The organism is Stenomitos rutilans (assembly GCF_059505485.1).
The window spans coordinates 83,832-99,397 of the sequence record NZ_JCACKR010000048.1 but is presented as its reverse complement, the minus strand read 5'-3'; the positions used below and the strand labels follow the sequence as shown (position 1 = coordinate 99,397).

Annotated in this window: 16 protein-coding genes; 1 reads left to right on the top strand and 15 read right to left on the bottom strand. The window is 50.3% G+C overall.

Going from position 1 to position 15,566, the window contains the following annotated elements; all coding sequences use genetic code 11:
* Positions 1–64: 64 nt before the first annotated feature.
* The 9 genes from AC5JLP_RS08110 to AC5JLP_RS08070 all read right to left on the bottom strand — a co-directional run bounded on the left by AC5JLP_RS08110 (position 65) and on the right by AC5JLP_RS08070 (position 8,826).
* Complete coding sequence (locus AC5JLP_RS08110; RefSeq protein ID WP_496067420.1) at positions 65–919, bottom strand: SDR family oxidoreductase; 855 nt, start codon at positions 917–919, stop codon at positions 65–67.
* A 608-nt stretch (positions 920–1,527) separates the two neighbouring features.
* Complete coding sequence (locus tag AC5JLP_RS08105) at positions 1,528–2,715, bottom strand: family 10 glycosylhydrolase (RefSeq protein WP_496067419.1); 1,188 nt, start codon at positions 2,713–2,715, stop codon at positions 1,528–1,530.
* A gap of 312 nt (positions 2,716–3,027) precedes the next feature.
* Positions 3,028–4,014, bottom strand: coding sequence for an aldo/keto reductase (locus tag AC5JLP_RS08100; RefSeq protein WP_496067418.1), 987 nt, complete (start codon positions 4,012–4,014; stop codon positions 3,028–3,030).
* Positions 4,015–4,160: 146 nt separating this feature from the next.
* Complete coding sequence (locus AC5JLP_RS08095) at positions 4,161–5,144, bottom strand: aldo/keto reductase (RefSeq protein WP_496067417.1); 984 nt, start codon at positions 5,142–5,144, stop codon at positions 4,161–4,163.
* 354 nt (positions 5,145–5,498) lie between these two features.
* A complete protein-coding gene (locus AC5JLP_RS08090; protein WP_496067416.1) occupies positions 5,499–6,248 on the bottom strand; it encodes an SDR family NAD(P)-dependent oxidoreductase in 750 nt (249 codons plus the stop codon).
* Positions 6,249–6,298: 50 nt separating this feature from the next.
* The gene (locus AC5JLP_RS08085; RefSeq protein ID WP_496067415.1) at positions 6,299–6,718 is read right to left on the bottom strand and encodes a carboxymuconolactone decarboxylase family protein; all 420 of its coding nucleotides are present in this window, start codon (positions 6,716–6,718) and stop codon (positions 6,299–6,301) included.
* 69 nt (positions 6,719–6,787) lie between these two features.
* Complete coding sequence (locus AC5JLP_RS08080) at positions 6,788–7,177, bottom strand: MerR family transcriptional regulator (RefSeq protein ID WP_496067414.1); 390 nt, start codon at positions 7,175–7,177, stop codon at positions 6,788–6,790.
* 258 nt (positions 7,178–7,435) lie between these two features.
* Positions 7,436–8,020: an endonuclease dU gene (locus tag AC5JLP_RS08075; protein WP_496067413.1), complete on the bottom strand. Its 585-nt coding sequence runs from the start codon at positions 8,018–8,020 to the stop codon at positions 7,436–7,438.
* A 482-nt stretch (positions 8,021–8,502) separates the two neighbouring features.
* A complete protein-coding gene (locus tag AC5JLP_RS08070) occupies positions 8,503–8,826 on the bottom strand; it encodes a hypothetical protein (RefSeq protein ID WP_496067412.1) in 324 nt (107 codons plus the stop codon).
* 240 nt (positions 8,827–9,066) lie between these two features.
* Here AC5JLP_RS08070 and AC5JLP_RS08065 point away from each other — a divergent pair, with 240 nt between their 5' ends.
* Entirely contained in the window at positions 9,067–9,951 is an 885-nt protein-coding gene (locus AC5JLP_RS08065) for an SDH family Clp fold serine proteinase (RefSeq protein WP_496067411.1), read from the top strand.
* Between the two features lie 2 nt (positions 9,952–9,953).
* Here AC5JLP_RS08065 and AC5JLP_RS08060 read toward each other — a convergent pair whose 3' ends face one another.
* From AC5JLP_RS08060 to AC5JLP_RS08035, 6 genes are all read right to left on the bottom strand, one after another.
* On the bottom strand, positions 9,954–10,184 hold the full coding sequence (locus AC5JLP_RS08060; protein ID WP_496067410.1) for a hypothetical protein: 231 nt from the start codon (positions 10,182–10,184) through the stop codon (positions 9,954–9,956).
* 40 nt (positions 10,185–10,224) lie between these two features.
* Complete coding sequence (locus tag AC5JLP_RS08055) at positions 10,225–10,728, bottom strand: transposase (protein WP_496067409.1); 504 nt, start codon at positions 10,726–10,728, stop codon at positions 10,225–10,227.
* Between the two features lie 249 nt (positions 10,729–10,977).
* A complete protein-coding gene (locus tag AC5JLP_RS08050; protein WP_496067408.1) occupies positions 10,978–11,748 on the bottom strand; it encodes an ATP-binding cassette domain-containing protein in 771 nt (256 codons plus the stop codon).
* A 39-nt stretch (positions 11,749–11,787) separates the two neighbouring features.
* Positions 11,788–12,579 carry an aliphatic sulfonate ABC transporter permease SsuC gene (gene ssuC / locus AC5JLP_RS08045; protein ID WP_496067407.1) on the bottom strand — a complete coding sequence of 264 codons (792 nt, stop codon included), beginning with the start codon at positions 12,577–12,579 and terminating at the stop codon, positions 11,788–11,790.
* Positions 12,580–12,966: 387 nt separating this feature from the next.
* Positions 12,967–14,127, bottom strand: a complete 1,161-nt coding sequence (gene ssuD / locus AC5JLP_RS08040) for an FMNH2-dependent alkanesulfonate monooxygenase (RefSeq protein WP_496067406.1) — start codon at positions 14,125–14,127, stop codon at positions 12,967–12,969.
* Between the two features lie 21 nt (positions 14,128–14,148).
* Positions 14,149–15,243 (bottom strand): sulfonate ABC transporter substrate-binding protein, encoded by a 1,095-nt coding sequence (locus AC5JLP_RS08035; protein ID WP_496067405.1) that lies wholly within the window; start codon positions 15,241–15,243, stop codon positions 14,149–14,151.
* Positions 15,244–15,566: the final 323 nt, after the last annotated feature.

Sequence of the window (15,566 nt, the reverse complement as noted above, 5' to 3'; positions counted from 1 at the left end):
TCAACCTTGTCTGAGTCCTCCCTAATTTCTCACAACTGACTTGGGATTGCTATATATATTCAAACTATTTGCGTTTGAGGTCAAAGCGATCGGCAATGATTTTGTCTACCCATCGTTTAGGTAGCAGGCTTGGCAGTATCCAATTCGTGAGAGGTTTGGGAACGATCGCGTAGCGTGTGCGCGGTTTGGCAGCCGTGAGCGCTTCCCAGATGACTTCGCCAACCCGTTCCGGTGGATAGCCCTGTCGTCCTCGGTTGATAGCGTAATCACCTAATTTCTTTGTCGCGTCTGCGTAATCTGTTTGGGCATAGATGGAGAGATCGAGTTGAGCGGCTTTGTCCCAAATCGGGGTGGCGATCGGCCCTGGCCCCACAATGATGACATCAATGCCGTAGAGCATGAGTTCCCGTCGCAAACTTTCAGACATCCCTTCCAGTCCATGTTTCGAGGCAGAATAGGCACCCAGAAAGGGGCTACCAATCTTGCCGCCAACCGAACTGATGTTGATAATGCGTCCGGATGCTCCTTTGAGGGTGCGATCGGTGCCCAGCAACGGGAGAAAGGCTTGCGTCACAACCAGCGGACTGATGAGATTGATTTCCATCTGAAACCGATATTGGTCAATTGGCAAGTGCATGAGCGGCCCAGAGACGGCAATACCCGCATTATTGACCAACCCAAACAGAGTTTCGCCGTTCAAGCGTTCTCGTACTTCTTTGGCAGCACTGGCGATCGCCGCTGCATCCGTCACATCGAATTTGAGGGGTGTGACGGCTTCGCCAAATTCCGCCACGAGGCGATCGGCATCTTCTGCCTTCCGCACACTGCCAAAGACATGAAAACCCTTCTGTGCGAGCACTTTGACCGTACCCCAGCCAATGCCCGTTGATGCTCCCGTAACCACAACGCTCTTCATCATGATCGTCCTGCCAAAGTTGAGTGCCGCTTAATAACACCTTACTGATGTAACACACTCACTGGTAATCCGAATGGCGATCGGTGGACTGATTCAACTTACTTAGCCTAGAAAAGCTTGCGGTTACTAGAGCAAACGATCCTCATTACTACCATGCCAAAGCAAAAAGGTACCAGGGTAAACATAGAAGAATTGTAATTCCTCCAAACCAGAACGGTAGGCTGCTCTCTCGGCTGAGATAGTGCTTAAGCATAAATATAAGAAAACAAGATGACGATAGGAAACTTACTAGCCAGAATAGCCAGGCTCTACCGCTATGCTCATACATAACAACTCCAACATCTGCAAAAGGCTGGCCTCGCATTTGATCAGCTATTCCGTATAGTCGTTCGCCCAATCCAGGAATAGAGACGATTACTGCAATATTAGCTAGGCTGTACTTGAATAGTTTATAAGGATCTACCATGCTTTCTCTTTCTAGGATAAGTCATAGCCATTTCCAAGCAAGTGAAGTACAAGCAAGGGAGTCAAGGGATCAAAGGAGATAAGGTGTAGCTCATTCGAGTGAAAATAGCTGTAATGATGTTAAGGATTTGACTCTTTTAAACTACTCATTGAATAGTTTTTCTAACAAGGGCAGCGGCTTCTTCAGGTTTTCCAGATGAAGGAAAGACTAAAATGCTCTTAATTTCGGTGTTCTTAAGCAGTGATTTTAAGCGATACAGTTGTTGATCGGTAATAGCTACACCTGCATAATGTTTAGCGTAATTCAATTCCTGATTGAGGTTAGCATCGTTATAGGTTTGGATGAAGACTCGATCGACTCCCCAATTTTGCCAATCTGCTGCAAAGTAACGCTTACCCCAGTAAGGATTATGGTGGCAAAGGTCGAAACTGACGGTCGGGTTTGCTTTCTTCATGTCCGATCGCATTTGTTGCACAAACTTGGTCAAACGAGCCGTGCGGTCTTCTTTCCCAGGTAAGCCAGCGTAATAGCCCAAGTAATCATCCCACTGAACAGCATCAATGGTTGGATACTTTTGGACAAACTCTACTGATATTTTCCTAAAGAAATTAGCAACCTCTGGAATATCCATATCCAGTACGTATTGATCGATACCAGTATACGTTTTATCAACGCCAGGCACGAGCCATCGCTTTGAGATTGCCAGGTCGAAAATTGGACTGTTTTTGTCGATTTTAATTCCCTTTTCAAAATAGGCGTGTACTTGCATTCCCTGCTTATGCGCCTCGTCAATGAGCCAATCTAGCCATTGATCTCGAAATTGATTGGGACAACTTTGGTAACCCAGCGTTTGCTGCATGACCTCGCTTTTATACATCGTGCAGCCATTGCCCCATACCCCATGAATGATAGTATTGATGCCTTGACTATGGTAATAGCGAACCCGTTGTCGAATCGTTTGTTCATCAGCATTATTAGTCGCTTGATAGCGGCTTAAATAGATGCCTCGAATCAACTTTTTCTCCCAAAGAGCTTGAGTTAAGGATGCCTTGGGAGAAGAACTGCGTAAAGGTGCTTGTGCAATAGCGGGTGTACCGGAAGATTTTTGTGGAGAAACAGCGGTTTCAACTTGTCCAGGCACAGGAGTCAGAAGAGGAGCAGTTGATTTCTGAGGTGTAAGTGTTGCTGGTGGCTGCATCGTCGGCAAGAGCTGACTGATTTTGCGAAAATCGAAATGTGTAAAGCCCCAATAACCAATCCCTAATAAAACGATGATGAATGAAATTGGAATGCTTGAACATCCGCATCCATTATTTTCTTTTTTGGGCGGCATAGCAAAGTCAATGAACGTTCTACGATTAAGACAACTAATTTTTACGTCATCAGAACAGGCAACCGTAACTCATTCGGCAGCAGAATAAAGAATGAGGGCTTCGATGCTATATCAAGCTACTTCACTTTGCTGTTCGTTCGTTCCGTATAACAACTGAATCACAGCGGCTTTTAGCCTGATGCAGAATTGCCCTATCCAGTACAGACCAGATAGGGCAATATGCAGGAGATTAAGTGGCGAATTTCCAGCGGTTCAAAGCTAGCAAATTCTACCAGCAAGCTTTTTCAGTGCCTTCAGCGGTGTGCGCCACACTTAACGATTAACGGCACTCATGTGCTGGGTGGGGTAGCGATCGCCCGCTGCAATGCCCTTTGGTGCGACGGTTTCAATCTGCTTCAACTCATCGAGAGTCAGCGTAACGTCGGTTGCAGCAACGTTTTCCTCCAGGTATTTGCGGCGTTTGGTGCCGGGAATGGGTACGATGTCGTCGCCCTGAGCCAGCAACCAGGCGAGGGCAAACTGGCTGGGAGTTGCGCCTTTGGTGGCGGCGATCGCTTTTACTTGTTCGACTAATTCCAGGTTTTTGTGGAAGTTTTCGCCCTGAAAGCGAGGCGAGTTGCGGCGATAGTCATCCGCAGGTAAATCATCTGGCTTGGTAAACTGCCCAGACAGGAAGCCGCGACCAAGAGGGCTATAGGGCACAAACCCAATGCCCAACTCCCGAATGGTTGGCAAAATTTCATCTTCAGGGTCACGGCTCCAGAGGGAATATTCGGTTTGCAGAGCCGAGATGGGATGGACGGCATGTGCCCGTCGAATGGTGGCGGGTGCCGCTTCCGAAAGTCCTAAATAGCGGACTTTACCCTGTTGGACGAGTTCTGCCATTGCGCCTACGGTGTCCTCGATCGGCACATTTGGATCGACCCGGTGCTGATAGTAAAGGTCAATCACCTCTACACCCAACCGTTTGAGCGACGCATCACACGCTTGACGGACGTAATCGGGATGACCATTGACTCCTCGAAAGCCACCATCCTCCGATCGCACGTTGCCAAACTTGGTTGCCAAAATGACCTGATCACGGCGATCGTTAATGGCTTGACCCACCAATTTCTCATTGGTGAACGGGCCATACATATCAGCTGTATCGAGAAAAGTGACACCCAGGTCTAAGGCACGATGCAGCGTGGCGATCGATTCTTCCTCATTGCGCCCACTGTAGAACTCCGACATGCCCATGCAGCCAAGACCTAACTCGGAGACGGCAAGACCTTGATTGCCCAGTTTTTTCGTTTTCATGAATTTATCCTCTAAATACAGTTGTTGATTGATCAAGACTTACGCCTTTGACCAAAACCTCGGAGGTTTAAGCGACGACATTAATGACGATGCTTGATTCCTGGTTGGAAACCTCCGAGGTTTGCGTAAGTTCTATCGGCGTTGCTTTAGCGATTGACGGTGCTCATCAAGGCTGCCGAGTAACGATCGCCTGCTACGGTTCCTTTGGGTGCAACGGCTTCAATGCGTTGCAAATCTTTCGGTGTCAGTTGGATGTCAGTTGCGCCGACGTTTTCCTCTAGATAGGTGCGGCGCTTGGTGCCGGGAATGGGCACGATGTCGTCGCCCTGAGCCAGCAACCAGGCAAGGGCAAGTTGTCCGGGTGTTGCCCCTTTTTCAGTAGCGATTTCCTTCACGCGATCGACCACTTGCAGATTTTTGTAGAAGTTGTCGCCTTGAAATTGAGGCAATGTTCTACGAAAATCATCGGCAGCAAAATCATCGGGGCTAGTAATCTGTCCCGAAAGAAATCCACGTCCCATTGGACTATAGGGCACGAAGCCGATGCCTAATTCACGTAGCGTTGGTAGAACGTTATCTTCTGGATCGCGGTTCCAGAGCGAGTATTCACTTTGTAAAGCCGTCAGGGGATGAACGGCGTGAGCACGTCTAATGGTTTCTGACGATGCTTCTGAAAGCCCGATGTAGCGGACTTTGCCTTGCTGTACGAGTTGTGCCATTGCACCAACGGTTTCCTCGATCGGCACCTTTGGATCAACCCGATGCAAGTAATACAAATCGATCGTGTCGATGCCCAGTCGTTGCAAAGAAGCATCGCAGGCTTGATGCACATATTCAGGACTACCGTTGATCAGCATTTGCTTGCCATCAAACCCCTGAATGCCAAACTTGGTTGCCAGAATGACCTCATCGCGGCGATCCTGAATTACCCTTCCAATCAACTCCTCATTCTTATGTGGCCCGTATACATCAGCCGTGTCGAGCAAGGTAATCTCCAACTCCAGGGCACGATGAATGGTGGCGATCGACTCGGTTTCATCGGCAGCACCATACGCCTGGGACATGCCCATGCAGCCAAGTCCCAATGCGGAGACAATTAACCCTTGATTACCTAGTTTTCTGGTTTTCATGACCGTGATTCCTGATTTATGGGTTACGTTTGTGCGAATGCAAATGCCTGCGATCGAAGTTTGATTACTCGCGAGGAAGCTTTAAGCCTGAATCATGGAACTTTGAGCTTGAGCAATAAAGTTCCGCACTCGAAAGACGGCGCTTTGATCTCAAACAATGGAGTTCTGCACTCGAAAGATGGTGTTTAGAACTCGGATAATGAAGTTCTGAACTGGAATGATGGAGTTTTGAACTCGGACGTTAGAGCTTGGAACTCGGATGATGGCGTTCTGAACTGGAATAATGGAACTTGGAACTCGGAAGCTGAGGCTTTAAACCTGGACAGTGAGGTGTAGAAAGAGATCGCTTGCGTTCTAACGCTCTTGCTCTGTGGGACGAATCAGAATTTCATTGACATTCACGTGCGATGGCTGAGTCACGGCATAGACGATCGCCGCTGCAATATCTTCAGCGTCCAAGTTTTTGACCGAACCGTAGAAGTTAGCCGTTGTCTCTTTCGCTTTGGGGTCGGTCACATGCTGCGGCAGTTCCGTTGCCACCAAGCCCGGTTCGATAATCGTGACGCGAATGTTGTTCTGATAAACTTCTTTGCGTAATGCTTCCGAGAAGGCTCCTACTGCCCACTTGGAAGCGTTATACACACCCGATCCGGCATTGGCGACGCGACCTGCAACCGACGAGATATTCACAATATGTCCTTCACCCTGCGCTTTCATCAGCGGCAAAACTTTGTGCGTAGCATACATCAGCCCCAGTACGTTGAGGTTAATCATCCGCCGCCAGTCTTCGGTATTAGCACCGTCGATCATGCCTAGCAGCATGACACCCGCATTGTTGATGAGAATATCGACTCTGCCAAATTCTGCTTGCGTCTTTTGCATCATGACATTAACTTGATCCTCGTCAGACACATCAGCAGTAATTGACAAGACTTGTCCACCTTTCTCTGTAATGTGCTTGGCGAGCTTGTTTAAGCGATCGCTCCTGCGGGCTGCGATCGCCACGGTTGCACCTTCTGCTGCCAGCGCGATCGCGGTTGCTTCCCCAATACCCGATGAGGCTCCAGTGACGATCGCCACTTTTCCATCTAACTTACCTGCCATGTTTAACTCTTCCTTGCCTAAATTTTTCTTGCTTTGGCTCTAACCAACGGTTAAGCGTGGTTGAGTTCATTCGCTCGCGCATCCCGCTCTTGGAAGACTTCCTTTGCGGTGGTGGTGCTAGGCGAAATAGCCGTGAAGCCAACATGTACAGCCACTTGCAGCATGGCTTCCACTACCTGAGTACGAGTACAGCCCACGTTCAACGCATGGTGAATCTGGACTTTAAGCTGCGGCTGTGCGTTGCCGAGTGCCGTGAGCACAGCGATCGCCGCAATTTCTTGTGATCTCACCAGATCTGAACGAGGATACACATCATCAAAGGCAAACTCGATCATGGGGTAGCCGAGATCTGGGGCAAAACCTCTCAAGCTGTCAAGACCCGGTTTACCCGCTTCGCTAGCCCTTCCGTTCCGCTTGCCCCAACCCCGTCCATAACAATTTTGAGTTTCTGCATGTTGGAGTGTTTGCATTTTCCTATCCTTTTTAACTTTTACGTCAACGTCAGGTTTAGAGCAAAAAAATTACTGCCCCAAAAATGTTTAACGCTCAGTGCGCTCATCGATCCATTGTTGAATGCGATCGATGTTTGCCTGGAGTTCCGATCGAAACTGATTCAACGCTTCAATTTTCTCATCTGCTTCTTGGAGATGTGCTTTGAGAATTTCGACGATTTTCCGTTTGCCCTGCACTCCAGTCGGATCTTGGGAGTAGAGCGGCAGCACAACGGCGATCTCATCCAGGCTCAGACCTAATTTCTTATAGATGTTGATCTTGTTCAGAATACCGAGTTCTACATCCGTGTAGTAACGAAAGCCTGCGCCCGCTCGCTCACTGGGACCAAGCAACCCTAGACTTTCGTAGTACCGTACCGTTCGAGGTGTCACCCCCGCCCGTTCAGCAAATTCACCGATACGCATTCTGTCGTTCACGCTTTACTTATAACGCAACTTTAACGTTCACGTCAAGTTTGTTTTTGAGTGGGGAATGGGAGTCGGGAGTCATACCAATTTGACTTGAAAATGCGGCACATCCTGTAGGGGCAAGGCAATGCCTTGCCCCTACCCACCGATTGATCTGTAGCCGTCATTCTTTAAATCGGTATCAGGAGCAGGGGGCAGGGGAGACAAGGAGGCAAGGGAAGCAATTCAAAACTCAAAACTCAAAACTTTCATCCCTCATCCCTTCCCCTACGCCTGTCGTCCACTTTCGCCTTTAACGACGGCTGCTGTGATTAGATGGGCTAACCGCAGTGCTTCAGGAACATGCCCACGATCGGTTAATTGGTTGAGTGCTGCTGCTGTAACGACTGGCTCAGCGCCACAAACCTGAAAATAGAACGGTGGGTGTGCATGAATGCTGCCCGCTTGTTGAAGCATCGCTAACCGACGCTCTGGGTCAGGCAACCGTCGCATCGCAAATTCGATCGCGCTTAGCTTTGGCAAGCGGCGCATGACGGAGACGCAAGGACGCTCTAACTGTTTAGCCAGGAGCGGTAGATCAATCACGTTGAATCCCGCCAGCGAGATGCCATCCAGTAACACAATATGCACCTGTGGTAAGAACTTGCTGCGAAGCAGCGTTTGCGCGAGGGCTTCGGTCGCCTCCCAGCCATCAGGTTGCACCTGCGTCCATACCATGCCCTCAAAACGGGTGCCTGCACACACCACGCCTGCAACTGCTACTGGCTCGCTTGCCCGTCGCACAAAAGGCGCATCATCAAATCCGATCGCACGAATCGTCCGTTTTAATCGAATGAGCGTTTCGAGGTCCATCAAACATTTAAGGCCGTGCTGCGATCGCGTTAATCTGAATTCCTACAAAATTTAACGGTACCGAATTTAGGCAGTCATTTTGGTGTACGCAACATCATAGGATGAAGCCTCTTTTTGGAGCACTCAATGACTACATACAGCGATTCACTTAGTTTGCGAAAATGATTTTGAATTTGCCTTCAGCGATCAGCAATCATTAAATCTGCATAATTGCTGACTGTTGACTGGTTCAAATACAACATTCTCTTACAAACGGTTTGAGACTGCTTTAGCAAGCAACATTGACGTAAGATTCCTCCACGTCAGAGCATGTCATTCAAACTTAAAGCATGTCACTCAAACTTAAACATTTATGAGCTAGTAACTTAAATACTTATGACCTAATAATCTGTTCTATCGCAAGCCTAAGTCATTGATGAGGCTCAGGCTTACAATAGCTATTCAAATTTCATCAACCTGGCAAATTCGATTTCCAGTCACGACTAAACGACACCAGGCCCTTGACCTTCTTTAATGTGTGGTTCATCTTCCGGTTGACGTGCATCACCAGGGGTTTCGTAGTACATTTCGGGTTCAACGGCGTAGTTATTCAGCAGACCTTCTTTGTCTACCGTATAGCCCCCATCAGTCTGCACGCTGTCAGAATTGTCTTCAGTTGGATGAGTCTTATACTCTTCGCCTTCTCGCTCTTTGCGAGCGGCTGTTTCAGCAGGAACAATACCTCTATCGTAAACATCTGACTCGACGCGATCGGAGCTATCTCTAGCGGGCTGGGGGCTATTAGAAGTCTCTTTAGCGGTACTCATAACGTTTCCTCAAAAGCTAAACACTATCATTCAAACCTTAACGCCGGGTAAGCGTATAACGTACTACCGTTAGTATTGGATTGCGACATGAAGTATTTGTCTCTTTGGAGAGATGCGATTCTTGAATAAGGTATTTGTCTTCTGCTTGTAGTTTGAAGGACGATCTTCAGATAGACTTTTTTTGCCAATCGAGCTGAAATAATGGAAGGCAACAGGTAGTTTCCTTCGCCTCAGGGAGCAATGCTTTTGAACTTCAACTTTTTTGACCTCTTTTGGATCTTTCTAGTCTTCTCGTCGCTACAGCCTCTCTGGCAGCGTCGGCAAATTGAGTTTCGGCGAGTGCAAGCGATTAAAGAGTTTGAGCGTCAGCGCAATAGCCGCACAATTCTCTTAATTCACCGACAGGAATCGATCAGCCTTTTAGGCATACCGCTCTCACGCTACATTACGATCGAAGACTCTGAGCAAGTGCTACGCGCCATTCGCTTTACACCACCTGATGTGCCGATCGACTTAATCTTGCACACACCCGGTGGGTTGGTGCTTGCCACTGAGCAAATTGCACGAGCACTTATTCGCCATCCCGCTAAGGTGAGCGTGTTTGTGCCTCACTATGCAATGAGTGGTGGTACCATGCTGGCTTTAGCGGCAGACGAAATCGTGATGGATGCCAATGCGGTTCTAGGGCCAGTTGATCCGCAGCTTGGTAATTTTGCGGCGGCCAGTATCCTCAAGGTTGTGGAGCAAAAGCCGATCAGTGAGATTGATGACCAGACGTTGATTATGGCGGATCTATCGCGCAAAGCTATTCAGCAGGTGCAACGCTTTGTGAGGACGTTGTTACAAGACACCATTCCCTATCCCAAAATTGCCCCGGAGCGCGTTGAGCCTATCATTGAGGCCCTTACAGCAGGGCGAGTGACTCACGATTACCCGGTTACGGTTGAAGAAGCGACTGAACTCGGTTTACCGATCACGGTAGGACTGCCCAGAGCAATTTACAATCTTATGGATTTGTTCCCTCAGGCTCAAGGTGGCAAACCGTCCGTGCAATACATTCCAATGCCCTATGAGCGCGGCCCCGCTTTACCTGAACCGAAAGGGAGGCCATTGCCGGAAGGCTAGTACTACAGTTGTAGATCCAGCTTTGGAGAAATCAGACAGCGTTTGTCGTGATCGAACCTGGCAAAGGCTTGATGAACGCGCCACCAAGTTGACCAGGTAAAGATAGAAGCCACACTGGGAGTCCAAGACCACAATAGGGCGGATAGCAACCGTCGTCCTTCCGGGAGCGTTAAGCTCACTTCAAGCTGTAGTTGCGCTTGAACTTTGGTGGCAAATCCTACTGTCTGCGGCACTCCTGCCTGTTGACATCGTTGTGCCTTTTCGGTCCAACGCTTAGGTCAGTAGAGTGCTCGATGTAAGAAGGTGTAACCCTGCGGTGTCGCATAACTTCAAAACACCCCCAATCTGGCAATTCTCGATCCATCCGGCTGTGCAACTGTACTGACGTTGCATACCCACCGACAGGTTGCCCTTTTTGATAAACCCCGTTTCATCAATCACGAGCATCCCTTCAGGTTGTCCCAACGGCTCTACAACGTAGCGGCGGGTTTCATTGCAAACCGCATCGGCATCCCATACTGAGCGTCCGACTAAATGTTGAATGGCATAGGGAGTCGCCTCTCCGACTTGGTCAGCAATCTGCCAATCAGTTTTGCGCTCAATCGAACTCAACAACCTTTGCAGAGAGGCTTGGGCGTGCTGTCTGGTGTCTACCCGTTTCAAGTGGGGAGCAATCCGCTCATGCAACCGATTAAACTGTTCCCCCCAGGCTTGAACCTCTTCGCTTGAAACAGTTGCGGCGGCTGTCCTTAGAACTGAACTGAAGCCTGGAGTCATTAAAAAACTTTTGTGCACTTCCTACCTAACCTTTCTAGCAATCTACAACTGGAGTACTAGCGGTATTTTGATGATGGCGATGTGTCCTAATCCATCTACGTACTGCTATAGATCCAGGATTGACGCAGTTGACTAGCAGCCGTATGCATGAAAAAACTGCTGATGCGCGAGAGCCACCCATCAGCAGCGATCGTTTAGGGAGGAGAGTACGACTTAGCGACAACTCAGGCTTGACGTTTGAAAAATGCTTCAGGTGCGCGAACTAGTGGTTTTGATCGACTGTCCGGCAGGTACAGCGCCTGTAATTTGCTTGAGGATTTGGTCTACCAGTGAGACAAACGCCAGTTCTTGACGCTGCCGGGGACGCGGCAAGTTGACCGTGAGATCCAGAGCGACCAAGCCTTCGTCTAGCATGATGACGCGATCGGCAAGGGCAACCGCTTCCTCAACATCGTGAGTGACCAACAGCGTCGTGAACTGTTGCTGCAACCAGAGCGTTTCGATCAGGTGTTGCATTTCGGTACGCGTCAATGCATCCAGGGCACCCAGGGGTTCATCCAGCAGCATCAACCGTGGCTTACTGACCAGTGCCCGTGCCAGCGCGACTCGTTGACGTTGCCCACCCGATAAGGGCGCAATCCAATCGCGGGTACGAGCGGCTAACCCGACCTGTTGGAGTGCCCACAGCGCCTGTTCTCGCCAGTTGCCTTGTAGCCCCAACCCCACATTTTCTAGCACCCGCCGCCAGGGTAGCAGCCGTGCATCTTGAAACATCACTCGCGCCGATCGGTTGAGTTGTCGTAACGAGTTGTCATCAATGAGTATGCCGCCATCTGTAGAAGACTCCAGCCCTGCGACCAGGCGCAATAAAGTGCTTTTACCACAGCCGCTCCGCCCCACGATCGCCACAAACTGCCCCGGTGGAAGCTCTAAATTGATACCTCGCAGCACCGGATGCTGTCCGAAGCGTTTTTCTAAACCTAAGAGCTTGAGATCCGCTCCTCTCGGAAGTGATGCCATTGGTTCTCCTTAAGATAATGATTGTTGTGACGAAAGGTATCAGGCATCAGCAGAGCGAGTTTGATAGCTGGGATGCCACTGAAGTAACCGTTCTTCCAAAAGTCGAGCCGCAACGTCTGCCAGCTTGCCTAGCAGGGCGTACAGCAGAATGCTGAACACCACGACATCCGTTTGCAAAAATTCCCGTGCGTTCATTGCCATGTAGCCAATACCAGAGCTAGCCGCGATCGTCTCTGCCACAATCAACGTCAGCCACATGATCCCCAACGAAAAGCGCACGCCAACCAGGATGGACGGCAGCGCACTCGGCAGAATAATCTGCCAGAACAGATCCAGCGGCTTCAGCCCGTAAACTTTGCCCATCTCGATGAGACCTTGATCCACGGTATGAACTCCGTGATAGGTATTGAGATAGATGGGGAAGAGGACACCGATCGCCACCAGAAAGATTTTTGCTTCTTCCCCAATGCCAAACCACAAGATCACCAGCGGAATCAGCGCCAGGTGAGGAATATTCCGCAGCATTTGCAGCGACGTATCCAGCAACCGTTCTGCCACCGGAAACAATCCATTGAGCAAGCCAAGCACAAAGCCCAGTACCCCACCAATGAGAAAGCCTGTAAGCGCTCGAATCGCGCTGATGTAAAGGTTTTGCCACAGTTCACCCGTCGTCGCAAGCGTTATACCCGCCTGTAAAACGGCTGTAGGTGCTGGCAAAATCCGTGCTGGCAAGATCCCAGTTTGCGAGAGTAACTGCCAGACCAGGATCAGCAGGATAGGAACACCCCACGGAATGAGTTTTTTAATGTGTCGATTCAGAGGTTTGGGCATTGAAGAGAAGGAAAAAAGTAAAGGGCAAAAGGAGTGCGGGGAAGGGGGAGCGGGGGAAGCAGGGGGGCGAGGAGCATTTGGAAGTAAGGGACGGAAAGGTAGAAGGAGCTTTGGAGTTGTGAGCTGCAATCAAGAGATCTGAGGTTTGGGCTGATGGCTGAGTGAGATAGAAATTGTCTTTAAAGAAGTGGAACTGCTTTTGGGCACTTCAGATCGCGCTGCTTTGGGCATTCAACGCTCACCGATCGACCTTTGGAAGGGGTCTGAGGGAAGCTTCGGCCCCAGTTCGGGGGGTTTGGGGGCTGCCCCCCAAGGCTCGGAGCCAAAAACTTTGAGTCATTGAAGACAGCGGATAGGGGCAGTGATATGCAAATGGCAGCACTACAACTAATCCACTGTCAATTGCGGCTTCTTCTCAGCCGTCTTGGGAAACGCATCATTTGCCATCACCTCACCAAACGGACTCAGCGCATACTGTTTCGCCTTCGTCGGCAGATTTTCTAACGGCAACTTAGGAAACAGCAACTCTGCCACATAGTAAGCCTCCTCCAAATGCGGGTAGCCCGACAGAATGAACGTGTCGATGCCCAAATCTGCATACTCCTGCATCCGAGCCGCCACCGTCTCCGGGTCGCCTACCAGAGCCGTTCCCGCGCCACCTCGCACTAACCCTACACCGGCCCACAAATTCGGGCTAATTTCCAGCGCTTCACGATTGCCACCATGTAGCTGCGTCATCCGCTGCTGCCCCTGTGAATCCATCCGAGCGTAGGCTTTCTGTGCCGTCGCGATCGCCTCCTCATCCACATATTTGATCAACCGATTCGCCGCTTCCCACGCCTCGCTAGCCGTTTCGCGCACAATCACATGTAGCCGGATGCCAAACCGCAATGTCCGTCCTTCTGCTTCTGCCAAACGGCGCACCGAGGCAATCTTCTCTGCCACCTGAGCGGGTGGTTCGCCCCAAGTCAGATAAACATCCACATGCTTTGCTGCAATCTGCTGCGCGATCGGCGACGAGCCACCAAACCAGAGCGGCGGATAAGGCTGCTGCACAGGCGGAAACAGCAACTTGCCACCGCGAATATCCAGAAAATTGCCTTGAACGTTCGCTTCACCACCACTCGCGATCGTCCGCCACGCCGTCAAAAACTCATCCGTCAGTCGATAGCGATCGTCATGGCTTAGATGCAAGCCATCGCCTGCCAACTCGACCGGATCGCCACCCGTCACCACATTCACCAGCAAGCGACCATTCGACAGGCGATCGAACGTCGCTGCCATCCGTGCCGCCACTCCTGCCGAAACAATACCCGGACGAATTGCTACCAAAAACTTCATGCGTTGGGTCTGAGACACAAGGGTTGAAGCGACAATCCAGGCATCTTCACAAGACCGTCCCGTTGGCAATAACGCACCCGTATAGCCAAGCTGATCAACCGCCTGCGCAATTTGCCGCAGGTAGTCATAATCAGTCGATCGCCCCCCGATCGACGTACCTAGGTAGCGTCCATCGCCATGCGTTGGAATAAACCAAAGTAGTTGCATTAAAACGATTCCTCCTAAGTCCTACGGCTTCGGTAATTGCGCCACATCCTTAACCGCGATCGGCTTTGGCAGCAGTTTCAGTGACAGGAAAGCATCCGCAATCTTTTGCTGGTAGTCCACCACATCGGGCTTCACAGGTTGAGTAATGCCATAGGAGCGTCCCTGCAAAATTTCAGTCAGGGTAGCCACATCAATACCCACCTGAGGCGAAAGAATGGTAGCTGCTTCTTTGGCGTTGCCCTTGGCCCACTCATTTACCTTCTGCGTTTCTTCGATCACCGCCTGCACACGATCGGGATACTGCTCCGCAAACGGTTTCGCCACGAGGTAAAACTGACGATTTGCCACCAGGCCCATGCCATCTTTCAGCACACGCGCCCCCGTTGCCTTTTTCGCCACGGTCAGGAACGGCTCCCAAATCACCCAGGCATCCACACTGCCCTTCTCAAAGGTGGCTCGTGCATCCGCAGGCGGCAAATAGATCGCTTGAATATCGCTATACTTCAGTCCTGCTTCCTCTAACGCTCGTACCAGCAGGTAATGGACGTTCGAGCCTTTGTTCAGCACCACTTTTTTGCCCTTCAAGTCAGCCACCGTTTTGATGGGTGAATCTTTTGCCACCAAAATAGCTTCCCCTGTAGGGTCGGGCGGTTCATTTGCGGCGTAGATCAGTGGTGCACCCGCTGCTTGAGCAAACACAGGCGGCGTTTCACCCGTCGAGCCATAGTCCACACTGCCCGTATTCAATGCCTCCAGCAGTTGTGGCCCCGCTGGAAACTGAATCCACTGCACGCTTGTACCCTGAGCTTTTAACCGCTCATCCAGGTTGCCGCGTGCCTTGAGCAAAAAGAGCGTCCCGTATTTCTGGTAGCCAATCCGCACGACGTTGCTTTGAGCAACGTTTTGAGGCGTGCTGTTGGTGCTGACGGGTGACGAACTGGGCAGTGGTGAAGCATTGTCGGCATTGTTACTGCCAGACGTGCAGGCAGAAAGCGTGCCTAACCCCACCACGATCGCCAGTACCGCCGCAGACCCCACCACCTTCGATCGTACCCATTGCACTGGCGAAAGCCGTTCACTGTTTAAAACATTTGCCCTATGCGATGAACTACCCATCTTGATTCTCCTAAAGTGAACGGTGAAAGACACTCTGCAAATTACTGCCAGTTTCCTTTGCCTTCACCACCCTCAAGACCCTAACTCCCGATGTCCATCTTGATAAGCCCATCTTGATTAAGACCTGGCTCATTGAGATTGAAAACCGCTGTAAGCCATACCGATGGTGGCATTGACGAAGGGGTAAACAGGGCAGCAGTTAACCCGGTCTGCCCCAGCAAGACAAATGCGCTTCAACACGAATGCATGTAAGCTCAATTTTAATTACGGTATATCGATCAAGATACCGTAAAATTGAACAAATTTGAAGTATGCCACAGGTA